Consider the following 12,021-nt stretch of genomic DNA (forward strand, 5'->3'; position numbering starts at 1 on the left):
TTGGATCGAGCTGCCCAACAAAATTTAGTAGATTTTCCCAAAACTATTGCTGCTCTTAAAGGAACTACCTTTCGTGCTTCATCAAAGTTAATTGAGTATCTTTTAAGTCAGTATTAACACACAAGCTCTACTTATCTTAAACCTAACCAACGTAAAACAGGAATAATAACATAATGACTCACACCCAAGCAAAAACCACCGATACAACCTAATAAACTGAAAAAAGTTATGCTTGCAAAAAATTCTAATAAGTTAGGTTGACTTTGATTCATAGCAGTAAACTGTAAAAATAACTCTGGAAAAATATTAAATTGCTCTAAACCAAAAAAAACTATCGCTGTCAAACTAGCAACTATCAAAGCATAAATAAAGTTATGCTTTCTTAAACCAAGTCCTAGAGTAATCACACCAGTAGCTACTCCCACAGATAATTTACCAATAATTTCTAGGATAATTAAATCTTCTTTTGTCGTGTAGACACTACTACCAACTTGAGAAAATTGCCAACATAACCCTCCTAAAATGTAACCAATAATTCCCATCAATGCAGCCAACCCATAACGACGACGTTGACCTAAACCTCCTACATCCGTTAAACCAACTCCCGTTCCCAAACCTGCCAAACCAAAGACAAGTATTTCCGGACCAATATTTAGGGGAACATCCCACACAGGAAAAATTAGATCAGTAAATATACTAGCCAGGCGATCGCCTATTCCTGACCAATAAGCAAAAATTAATCCGAATGTTGCCCCAATACTTCCCCCAAGTGCCCCCAGTACCATTTCCCAAATTGTATCTACACAGCCTGAAACTATTTGATTAAAAATTTTAGACAGCGTAAAAAACAGCCTATTAATATTCTCACTGAGATTGTTCAACTGATCTATTAATAAATTTTTAACAGTTATAGCTAATGTAGCTAAGGAATATATTCTCAGAGACCTCTTTTGCCGTCGATAAATTTTAGCTAAACGGACTTGCACTTCTGCTGCTGTTGCTGGTCGTTGTGCTGGATCTAAGTTCACCATATCATCAAGTAAGTTAGCTAAAGCTGGATGAACTGGCTGAAGTTGACGCCACTTTAGCTTACCTGTTGAGGGGTCTTCCAATTCTGCTGGATATTGACCAGTTAATAAATGAATGCAAGTACGACCCAAAGCATAAAAATCTGTGAATGGGCCTATTTCACTTCCATTAATTTGTTCTGGAGGACTATATCCAGGAGATACTAATCTAGTTGTGCTGCGTTTTGCGATAGTTTCTCTAGGTTGGATTCTATAATTACTAATTTGTTTTACCCCTCCGAAGTCAATTATGACCAGTTGACCTCTTTTTTTTCGTTGATGATGAAAAGAATAGGATAAGGAAGATTTTGTCAAAGTTGAAGGTTGGATTTCCCGCAACATTAAATTAGAAGGCTTAATGTCCCTGTGAATAATTTTCCGGCGATGTAATTCCCATAAAATTTCTACCGCTTGGGAAAGCCAATTAATTACATAAAAATCTGGACATCCTTGGGGATATTGTTCCAGAATTTCTTCTAGGGTACAGCCATCAATTTTTTCCATGACCAGGCATGGGAGAAACCATTGACTAGAGTGGCCAACTTCTGGCTGACTATTTCGCTTGCGTAGATGAAAATAGTCTCCTGTTTCGACTCTAGGAATACCTGAATGGCGGATACTGGCAAGTACCCACGCCTCTTGGTCAAATAGTTCGAGTGCTTTGGGAGAGCTTTCCAATAATACTTTGAGGATACGTTCGGTTTGAGTTTCTTGGTCCCAAACAATGTAGATTTTCGCAAATCCACCAGCGCTTAATTTTCGCAGGGGAATATAGCGATCGTTAATTAGTAGTGGGGTTCCACAACTTTGACAAAAGTTATTTCCCCATGCCTGGATTGGACTTGGACAATGGGGATTAATACAGTGGATTGTTGATAAAACAGACTGATTTACAGTCATCTACAGTTAGGTCTAGATTAAGGACAGTGGGAAAATTATTTATATTTTTACATTTTCACAGATATATCGCAGGAAACAGGTAACAGGTCATTTCAGTTATCAGTTATAACTAGGTCTAATTATTTTTCTTTTGCGGATAAAAATGCAAGTTAAATGTAGATTACTTGAGTCCGATAGTGGTCGTAGTTCTCAATAGAAAAGTGCTGAATAATTAGCGCTGTTGAAAAATTAATTTACCGATTTTTTTTGTATTAAATACTTATTTTTTCTGGAAGAAGTAATTATATTATCTTGATACTAGCAATAATTTATACATAAAACTAGAGTCAAAAATTTTCCTTATTAGTTAGCTATAATCTTGTACTTTTGGTGAATTTATCATTTGTTTACTGATAACTGATAACTCATAACTCATAACAGAAATAACGATCCCCTGTACTTGTTCAATATTTAATCTTGAATTATTAAGATTGTTTTTATGTGGCATATCTGTGTTTTTTTGTCAATGAGCAATTATTCACTTGATTTATTTTAAATGATTATGACGATAAAATTAACAAATGTAACAAATAGATTAAAAAAAGTTATTAATAAAAAAATAATCTTTAAAGTGGAAAAGTTCTAATTCTTGATATTATCTAAATACAGTATGCTGTTGCCTTCTAAAGCTGAAAAAGATGGACTATCCTAGACAAATATCTATGTTTTTACGGCATTAATCTGTGTTATTATCACATACGTTTGCTAAGACCAGAGGATTTTAGCAACGATTATGGAGTGTTTTGCACTCGACTTTTCATAAGGATGAAAACCCCAGAGGGAATCCTAAACTCAATGTGCTTGAGCGGAACATTAACCTTCTTTGCCAGTAGACTTATGGACGGGTGAGTCGGAAAATCGCTTTTAGTCACCAATGAAGAGCGTGTCTAGGATTGTCTAGATTTTTAGAAGGTGTATAGCAGAAAAGTGAAAAGATTCTTAGGAAAGAATATATGAGTTACGCTAAAACACAAAGTCAGTCTAAGTCTGGATATCAGGCTGGAGTAAAAGACTATAAACTAACTTATTACACCCCTGATTACATACCAAAAGATACAGATGTTCTGGCAGCCTTCCGTATGACTCCTCAGCCTGGAGTTCCTCCAGAAGAAGCTGGTGCTGCGGTAGCTGCTGAATCTTCTACTGGTACTTGGACAACAGTATGGACTGACTTGTTGACTGACCTCGATCGCTACAAAGGTCGTTGCTATGATATTGAATCAGTTCCCGGTGAAGATAATCAATATATTTGCTATGTAGCTTATCCTCTAGATTTGTTTGAGGAAGGTTCTGTAACTAATATGTTGACCTCTATTGTAGGTAACGTATTTGGTTTTAAAGCACTACGGGCACTACGTCTAGAAGATATGCGAATTCCTGTAGCTTATCTGAAGACTTTTGAAGGTCCTCCTCACGGTATTACTGTAGAGCGTGACAAATTAAATAAGTATGGTCGTCCTCTATTAGGTTGTACTATTAAGCCTAAGTTGGGTCTATCTGCTAAAAACTACGGTAGAGCAGTATATGAATGCTTACGCGGTGGTTTAGACTTCACAAAGGATGACGAAAATATTAACTCTCAGCCTTTCATGCGTTGGCGCGATCGCTTCCTGTTTGTACAAGAAGCTATTGAAAAGGCCCAAGCTGAAACTGGTGAAATTAAGGGCCACTACCTCAACGTAACTGCCCCCACCGTTGAACAAATGATGGAACGTGCTGAGTTTGCTAAAGAAATTGGCACTCCAATCATCATGCACGACTACCTAACTGGTGGATTTACTGCAAATACAACTTTGGCCAAGTGGTGTCGTCGTAACGGTGTGTTATTACACATCCACCGTGCAATGCACGCTGTAATTGACCGTCAGAAAGCTCACGGTATTCACTTCCGCGTTTTGGCTAAGTGCTTGAGAATGTCTGGTGGAGACCACCTACACTCTGGTACTGTTGTTGGTAAGCTCGAAGGTGAAAAAGGTATCACTATGGGCTTTGTTGACCTAATGCGGGAAGACCACATCGAGCAAGACCGCGAACGTGGTATTTACTTCACTCAAGATTGGGCATCCATGCCTGGTGTAATGCCAGTTGCTTCTGGTGGTATTCACGTTTGGCATATGCCAGCTCTAGTAGAAATCTTCGGTGATGATTCTTGCCTACAGTTCGGTGGTGGTACTTTGGGCCACCCTTGGGGTAATGCTCCTGGTGCAACTGCTAACCGTGTAGCTCTAGAAGCTTGTATCCAAGCTCGTAACGAAGGCCGTAACCTCTTCAAAGAAGGTGGCGATGTAATTCGTGAAGCTGCTAAGTGGTCTCCTGATTTGGCCGTTGCTTGCGAACTATGGAAAGAAATCAAGTTCGAGTTCGAGGCAATGGATACCCTCTAAGTCTGTCTTTGAGATGTGGGATTTTAGATTTTAGATGGCAATTATGAAATAGATATGTAACACTTGTCTGCTAAGGATTTAAAAAGCCTTCAGCTTTCAGCGTTCAGCATTCAGCTTTTATCAGGGGATTTAAACTTAAACCCCTCCTAAAGTTAAATGACAAGCTAGAGCCTGTCTTTATTTGTGGACTATCCACGCTGATTGCTAGTAGCTAATAGCTGATAGCTAGTTAATCAATCCTTTATCTAAAATCTAAAGTCTAACAACAATATTCAGGCTGGGGTCAAAAATGGATATTAAAAAAGTTGCGAAAGATACTGCAAAGGTACTGACGAGCTACCTGACCTATCAAGCTGTGCGGACTGTAACTGCTCAGTTACGAGAGACAAACCCTCCCTTAGCAATTTGGTTAAGTGGTTTTTCCTCAACAGGCAAAATTCAAGATGGAGAAGCTTACCTACAAGAGTTGTTCCAGGAAAATAAAGAATTAGCATTTAGAGTGATGACCGTTCGAGAGCATTTAGCAGAGGAAGTAGCTGAGTATTTACCAGAAATGCTGCGCAGTGGTATTCAGAAAGATAATATGGAACATCGCCGTCGGTATCTCGAGAAGATAACGCAACTGGAAATAGCTGACCCTAGTTTAGATCCAGAGCAACAAACAGATTAGCCACGAAAATTTGCGGTTAAAAATTTCCTCCACGGAGAAACAGGGGGGCTGAGGTATAAAATCTTGATTGATGCAAAATTCAGCTTCCTAGCACATTTATTAAACAGTAAAAAAATCAATGAGAACATTACCAAAAGAGCGTCGTTACGAAACCCTTTCTTATTTACCTCCTCTGAGTGCTCAACAAATTAGTCAGCAACTTCAGTACATCTTGGATCAAGGTTTCATCGCTGGTGTAGAATTCAGTGAGTCTTCTGCACCAGAAATGCACTACTGGACTTTGTGGAAGTTACCTCTATTCCATGCCAAAACAGTTCAAGAAGTTTTAAGTGAGATCGATGCTTGCCGTTCTGAAAATCCTGATTGCTTTATTCGCGTGATGGGTTTTGATAACGTGAAGCAGTGTCAGGTATTGAGCTTCATTGTACATAAGCCTAATCAAAGAAGATACTAAGTTCATCGCTAAATTGATTTAGTATAGTGGGGTAGGCAAATTTGTTTACCCCACTGTATTATTTTCAGACAATTATACAGTGATTTTGCATTCAATCTATCTATAATTAGGGTTTGCTGAAAAAGTCTTATGAGTGAGGGGAGGAGTCAGGAGTCATAAGTAAGGATTCAGCAGTCAGCTATCAGCTATCAGCTTCATTATACCAATTTTAAAAAAGAATGCTACAAAAAGGTAGATATTGCTCGGATATGTTTAAAAATAGCTGCTCCAGTTCATTTGAGATAATTAGGGATTGCTGAATAAAATTGTAATCAATACCTGTAAAGGCTTCCAGGGTTAAATATTGCTGAAAAAGTGTAAGGTTTTTGGCTGCTGTAGCCCCAAAATGCGCTCCTTTTCCCCTAGCAATGCCGAAAATTTGGCCGTAGCAGATAGTCTAAACTGTTGCCTGTTGCCTGTTGCCTGTTGCCTACTATCACCATCAGACTTTTTCAGCAAACCCTAATTATATCCCACATTCCGCAGGAACAGCTGACCACTAATAGCTGAATGTTTACGTAAGCAATATCTGTGTTAACTATTTTTCCGAATGTTATATATTATTGTCTTTGGCATTAAAATTTTTAAAATAGCAGGAAGAAATAGTAGCTTAATTATAGATGAATTTTTAAGTTTAATTTCCTCCTTTGTTATTATTATTTTAATTCATCTGGATCTATACCCATTTCCCGTAATTTTTTAGCTAAAATTTGTAACTGTTCATCTTTCTGCTGTAACTGTTCATCTTTCTGTTGTAACTGTTCATCTTTCTGTTGTAACTGCTCCTTGATTTGTTCTATACCTTGAAAAATCTCCCCATTAGGAAGATAAAGTTGTAGTTCCTCCCCAGACATATCAAAGCGAATACCTAATCTCGGACTTTCCCAATTATCCATTGAGTCTATGACGTCTAAGTCTTCCCCAGAACGCAAAAAACCACTTAATTGATTTTTATCGGGGTCATAAATATAGTATTCTTCGACTCCGTGGCGGTTATAAAACAACAACTTTTTATTCATTTCTTTTTGAGTATTGCTAGGAGATAAAATCTCAAATACCACCTGAGGAGCAATATTATCTTCTTCCCATTGTTTATAGGAACCTCGATCGCCTTTCGGCACTCCAAAAATTACCATTACATCAGGAGCTTGAGTAATTTTGGGATTTCCTTCTTGTGGATACCAAAGTAAATCTCCCGCCACAAATACCATTTCATCATTGGCAAATAACCAGCTTAAATTACCATGAATAATAGTTATCCAACGAAATTGTTTTGTATTATCTGCCATGGGTTTACCATCACTTTCTGGATAAATAATAGTTGATTTATTTTCAGATTCTAGTTGAGAAACCATCTTACCTCCCATAAAAATTTAAACTTTTATCTCACGCTTGGATAATCAGTTCTAAAAAAACTTTCTCTCTTCTTTTCTTTCCTTCCTTACCCCAAAATGTAAGTATTCAACCGGACATGATATTAATAATAGTTCGATCATTCCCAGAATTATCTGGGAAAAAATCATCTAAACTAAAGCAGCAGAAATAAGTTCATTTGCTATATCAAAATTAGCTGTCACATTCTGTACATCATCAAGATCGTCAAGAGCATCCATTAACTTCAGAAGCGATCGCGCCTGGTCTGTATCTGTCACCTCAACAGTATTACTAGCAATCCACCGAAACTCAACTTCACTCACATCAAAGCCTTTACCTCGTAGCATCTGACTCATATTTTCCAAATTAGTAGTTTCAGTAAATACCTCTGCACCTTGAAAATCTTCTTCAGAAATCATTTCATAATATTCCGCTTCTCCTTCAACAGATGCTTCCAATAATTCATCCTCATCAACAGATCCTGTAATAGTCACCACACCCTTGTGGTTAAACATCCAACTGACGCAACCAGTCTCACCTAAATTACCCCCATTTTTAGTAAACGCACTTCTGAGGTCTGCGGCTGTACGGTTACGATTATCTGTAAGCCCCTCAATCAGAATCGCTACACCACCTGGCCCATAACCTTCATAACGAATCTCCTCCAGTTCATTACCATCATTAAACTGACCGGAACCTTTAGCGATCGCCCGCTCGATATTATCATTAGGAATACCTGCCACCTTTGCCTTATCTATCGCTGTACGCAACTGAAAATTACCCGCCGGATCGGCCCCACTACGGGCAGCAACAATGATCTGACGAGAAATTTTAGCGAAAACCTTGCCTTTAACGGCATCAACTCTAGCTTTTTGGCGTTTAATATTCGCCCATTTACTGTGTCCTGCCATAACATCAAATAGCGTAAAAAAAAGACATTCTCATAACTAATGTTGATAACTATTCACAGCCAGAAAAATCCTGGTTGAATAGTTATCAAACTTTTATCTAATATTGTATTTTAACGCTTTTTATCAAGAAAGGCATAAGGCATGAGGCAGAAGGCAGAAGGTAATTCTGACCAAGAAAATCAAGTTCAATATTTCAAGCCCCTGACTTGAGGCAGAGAGAGGTACTGATAACTGATAACTGATAACTGAAATGTCTCCTCCGCTCTAACTGTGACCGAAGGGAACAAGGGTATAAAACCCCACCATCACTTGCGTTGCCTACAATAGGCTGGAGTATAAAACCCCAACCAATTGCTCCTTCTGCCCTCTGCTGTCTGCCTTCATTTCAAAAACTCACCTACGAGGTTAAACAAACCTGATATTAGTTTCTATATTCTCTAAATGAGAAGTATCGCCACTTAATTCCATCACCCATTGTTGTTTTTCACGAACAATTTTAACTAAACAACAAAGAGAGGCTTTGATTTCCATTTTAGCAATTTCACCTACTAACCCTGCAGCAGTACCAATCACTGAAGCTCCATGCCCCAATAATAAAATATTTTCTGTGGGAAACTGTGCCACTAAACTTTGAGTAGTTTCTCCAGCACGCTTCATACAAGCTTCCCAAGTTTCAGGATATTGGGGAGTGCCTGCATTGTAAGAAAGATCTATTCTTTTGTAAGTTTTGGCCATTATTTCTAGAGGTAGAGTTTCTGGCATAGCAGGCATCCATTCAGGATTTAACCATTCACACAGGCCCCAATCTAATTTAATCGGTAAATCAAGAGCTTCTGCTACTTCATTGGCAGTTTGTACGGTTCGCAGAAAGGGAGAGGAAAAAATTTGAGTGATATTTTCCCCAACTAAACGATTTGCCAATTGTTTTGCTTGAATGACACCATCATCCGACAGATGAGGATCGTATGGTCTTTCAGCAGTATTAAACCATTCGGGGTTTACGAAGTCGATGCGGTTTCCGTGCCTTGCTATCCAGACTGTTTGTTGAAACATAGGTTCATCTGTTGCAGATTGCAACTTTAAATATATAGCAATTACAGCGCAATTCATTAGACATCTCCGGAAAAGAGGCAGTAGGCAGCTTTGCTGTAGGCAGTAGAGGAAAAGAATTGATAATTTCTGTGCGATAATTGATTTGATTTTTTATTGTCGGAGATGTCTATTAGACTTCTTGCAGAAGTCAGGGGATGCCCTCTGCCTCCTGCCTTTTCCTAACGATAATTTTCAACACCGACCTACTTACTTATTAATTATTCGGTAAAGAGCGGGTCCCTTAGCCATAGGAACGCCGACCAAGAGAGGGAATAGGGACGATTTTTCTTCCTACCTCATCTATCAATTCCCATTTTTTCTGACTCTTGACTCCTAATTTATGACTTATGACTCCTTATCTTGCCAAAAGACTTTTTCAGGAAACCCCATATATACTGTGTCTTTACAAACTCTTCATAAAACTTTTCAGTATCTTAACCGTATCTTTACATAAAAAGACCGAAATAACTGCTAATCTATGTATAGATAAATAAATTAAGTATTAACTTATTTGTTAATGATTATTTTATTGGTTTGTGTGTTGTAATTAGTTTCAGCTTCCTCAAGGAGAGGGGGCTATTTTTTTTTGAGACCCTGAAATGCTTTTTGAGATGAAGTCCTATCGCAGAAGGAAGAAGGAATAGGACAAATATAGCGCTACGTGCAAGTCAGAAGTCAGAAGTCAGAAGTCAGAAGTTAGAAGTTAGAAGTAATCCCTGACTAAGTTTGAGTGTCTATAATCATTAAAAATAAAATCAATTATCGTAGATAAATCATCAATGTTTCTCTCTACTGCCTACAGCAAAGCTGCCTACTCCCTCTTTTCTGGAGAGGGCTAAAAGATCCCAAATGGGTTCTATATACTGGTGATTTTGATGGGGATGGGTTTGATGATTTACTACGTCAAGAAAAGGGTAATGATTTCCTTTGAATTGGTTGGCTTATTTGGTGACGATTTGATTCAAGGTAGTACGGAAAATGATTTTCTCAACGGTGGTTTTAATTCTGAAACGCCTACCTTTGCTGACATTACCTACGAAGATGATGGATTCGACATTTTACAAGGAGGTAAAGGTGACGATGAACTTAGGGGTGGAAGTGGCAACGATACCCTTGATGGTGGGGATTAATATACGACCAAAATATCAATGTCACCGGTGTTATTGTTGATGATGGTAGCGATACCTTAACAGGTGGTTCGGGGAATGACACTTTTATATTTAACACCCCCGAAACTGGAATTGATGTAATTACGGACTTTACAGTTTTGGTTGATACTATTCAAATTAACCAAGTTGAGTTCGGAGCGACGGATAAAAGTGAATTCTACTTTGACCAAACCAATGGTGCTTTATCATTTGGTTCTCAGCAAATTGCTAATTTAGCAAATTTTGATGAGTTACAGAACTTTGATGTTAACCGCGATATTCAGTTTGTTTAAGTAGGCCACTTTCAAGACTTATATCATGTCCGGTAGCATAGGTATTGTAAGCGTGAAGGTAAGGAAGAAGGAAGAAGGCTTAAAAGCTTGAAAAAACGTAAATTTCCTGTAGATATTCACCCTTGATTTTACACAAACGATACTAGCTGAGATGATATAAGGGGATAAAAAGTGGTCGTTAGCGGAGCTTCCTGTAGGGTGGGATGGCTAGTGTCGCTACGCGGAAGTCAGAAGTCAGAAGTCAGAAGTCAAAAGTATTGATTGGTAAGGCTTTTAGGATTTTGTAACTGGTCAGTTATTTCCACCATTCTGCACTAGGTCCCCTCGCCATATCCATCAGACCAGGAGAAAAGAAGATTCCATAATATTTTCAAGCCTCCTTATTAGACATCTCCAGAAAAGAGGGAATAGGGAATAGGGAATAGGGAATAGGGGAGAATAATTGATAATTTCTAGATAATAATTGATTTTATTTTTAATTTTTGGAGATGTCTATTACAGAAGGTGCTGATAACTGATAACTGATAACTGAAATGACTACATCCGCCTACATAATATCCACCTCAACTCTACAGGTGGTCTACCATTAGCTAGAGGAAATATATCTCTACCAGTTGCCCAACTTTCAAACCAACTTGTAGGAGGCCAAGCTGTTTGAGGCAAATGTTGACGTTCATATTCTACAACTAACTCATTAGAAACGATCGCTAAGGGTAAACCATGCATCGCCGTTGCAAATTCCTTACCAGTGAACAAACTTGACCAAGATAACTGTGCCATCTCTCGGACTAACTCATCCGGTACATACCCATCTACAGTTAAAAATATATTGAACAGAAGCATACCACCAGGACAAATAAAATCAGACATTTTTGCCAGAAATAACCGCAGTTGCTCTACATCACGAAAATGAGAAACTACTTCTGCAGCGATCGCCAACTGATAAAAAGCTGGCTGCATTCGTATCATTGGGTCAAGAATATCTCCCTTAACGACATTTACAGATAAATTTTCTGTAGCGATCGCCGTTTGTAACTGTTCAATAAAAGTAGGCGTTAACTCTAAAACATCTACATCATGACCTTTTCGTGCCAGAGGTAAAGCATTCCTACCTGTTCCCCCACCCACATCTAATATTTTTAATGAAGTGTTTTTACGAAATTCTGCCACAGTTGCTAATACTCTAGCATCAGGGTGAGAACCAAACAAGGGAGGCTTTCTCTTCTCTACCCAAGAGTTGTACTGTTCCTCTAAAGTTGGGCTACGGATAGTTACTTGGCAAGCCATACCTTTTTTGGGAGGCTTCACTAATTCATACTGAATAACTAATATTGAAGTTGAAGAAACATTAAACCCCTCTGCCAACTTCCTTTCTATCATTTGTCGCAATTGTAGTTGTCTTTCCTTGGGCATTGGTCTACCCAGGTGAGAAAACAAGCTTTCTACAATATTTATGTAATGCTCAAGCATACCAGGCAGACATGGAAATGCTAACTCACCACGTCCTGAAATATGACTATCAAGCTTATATATAACAGCTTTTTTGAGAATATCTGGAGAAGTTACAAGTGGCAGTTGGTCACTTATGTATGTCTGTTCCTGGTTCATCAGCAGATTCTGCTTTAGTTAGTTTTTTTGATAGTCTAGTAC

The 12,021-nt window shown here is 38.3% G+C and carries 11 protein-coding genes; 5 read left to right on the top strand and 6 right to left on the bottom strand.

Translation table 11 applies throughout. The annotated features are described in order from the left end of the window. Positions 1 to 131 precede the first annotated feature (131 nt). Positions 132 to 1,967, bottom strand: a complete 1,836-nt coding sequence (locus tag AC3DU7_RS12120; protein ID WP_488039601.1) for a serine/threonine protein kinase — start codon at positions 1,965 to 1,967, stop codon at positions 132 to 134. 992 nt (positions 1,968 to 2,959) lie between these two features. Between AC3DU7_RS12120 and AC3DU7_RS12125 the strand changes: the two genes are divergently transcribed. The 3 genes from AC3DU7_RS12125 to AC3DU7_RS12135 all read left to right on the top strand — a co-directional run bounded on the left by AC3DU7_RS12125 (position 2,960) and on the right by AC3DU7_RS12135 (position 5,514). Continuing rightward, positions 2,960 to 4,390 (top strand): form I ribulose bisphosphate carboxylase large subunit, encoded by a 1,431-nt coding sequence (locus AC3DU7_RS12125; protein ID WP_124155538.1) that lies wholly within the window; start codon positions 2,960 to 2,962, stop codon positions 4,388 to 4,390. A gap of 289 nt (positions 4,391 to 4,679) precedes the next feature. Then, a complete protein-coding gene (gene rcbX / locus AC3DU7_RS12130; protein ID WP_293067539.1) occupies positions 4,680 to 5,060 on the top strand; it encodes a RuBisCO chaperone RbcX in 381 nt (126 codons plus the stop codon). Positions 5,061 to 5,178: 118 nt separating this feature from the next. Beyond that, positions 5,179 to 5,514 carry a RuBisCO small subunit-like domain-containing protein gene (locus tag AC3DU7_RS12135; protein WP_488039602.1) on the top strand — a complete coding sequence of 112 codons (336 nt, stop codon included), beginning with the start codon at positions 5,179 to 5,181 and terminating at the stop codon, positions 5,512 to 5,514. A gap of 336 nt (positions 5,515 to 5,850) precedes the next feature. Here AC3DU7_RS12135 and AC3DU7_RS12140 read toward each other — a convergent pair whose 3' ends face one another. The 4 genes from AC3DU7_RS12140 to AC3DU7_RS12155 all read right to left on the bottom strand — a co-directional run bounded on the left by AC3DU7_RS12140 (position 5,851) and on the right by AC3DU7_RS12155 (position 8,891). Beyond that, entirely contained in the window at positions 5,851 to 6,012 is a 162-nt protein-coding gene (locus tag AC3DU7_RS12140; protein WP_488039603.1) for a hypothetical protein, read from the bottom strand. 197 nt (positions 6,013 to 6,209) lie between these two features. Continuing rightward, positions 6,210 to 6,908 (bottom strand): Uma2 family endonuclease, encoded by a 699-nt coding sequence (locus AC3DU7_RS12145; RefSeq protein ID WP_488039604.1) that lies wholly within the window; start codon positions 6,906 to 6,908, stop codon positions 6,210 to 6,212. A 168-nt stretch (positions 6,909 to 7,076) separates the two neighbouring features. Beyond that, positions 7,077 to 7,838, bottom strand: a complete 762-nt coding sequence (locus AC3DU7_RS12150) for a YebC/PmpR family DNA-binding transcriptional regulator (protein WP_488039605.1) — start codon at positions 7,836 to 7,838, stop codon at positions 7,077 to 7,079. A 405-nt stretch (positions 7,839 to 8,243) separates the two neighbouring features. Continuing rightward, positions 8,244 to 8,891 carry a histidine phosphatase family protein gene (locus tag AC3DU7_RS12155; RefSeq protein ID WP_488039609.1) on the bottom strand — a complete coding sequence of 216 codons (648 nt, stop codon included), beginning with the start codon at positions 8,889 to 8,891 and terminating at the stop codon, positions 8,244 to 8,246. Between the two features lie 956 nt (positions 8,892 to 9,847). On the opposite strand from AC3DU7_RS12155, the gene AC3DU7_RS12160 reads away from it, so the two are divergent. Both AC3DU7_RS12160 and AC3DU7_RS12165 read left to right on the top strand, forming a co-directional pair. Then, the gene (locus AC3DU7_RS12160; RefSeq protein ID WP_488039606.1) at positions 9,848 to 10,060 is read left to right on the top strand and encodes a hypothetical protein; all 213 of its coding nucleotides are present in this window, start codon (positions 9,848 to 9,850) and stop codon (positions 10,058 to 10,060) included. Between the two features lie 137 nt (positions 10,061 to 10,197). Further along, complete coding sequence (locus AC3DU7_RS12165) at positions 10,198 to 10,371, top strand: hypothetical protein (protein ID WP_488039607.1); 174 nt, start codon at positions 10,198 to 10,200, stop codon at positions 10,369 to 10,371. 537 nt (positions 10,372 to 10,908) lie between these two features. Here the strand turns inward: AC3DU7_RS12165 and AC3DU7_RS12170 are convergent. Next, positions 10,909 to 11,979 (bottom strand): class I SAM-dependent methyltransferase, encoded by a 1,071-nt coding sequence (locus AC3DU7_RS12170; RefSeq protein ID WP_488039608.1) that lies wholly within the window; start codon positions 11,977 to 11,979, stop codon positions 10,909 to 10,911. Between the last annotated feature and the right edge of the window lie 42 nt (positions 11,980 to 12,021).

The sequence above is a fragment of the Okeania sp. genome (assembly GCF_983059655.1).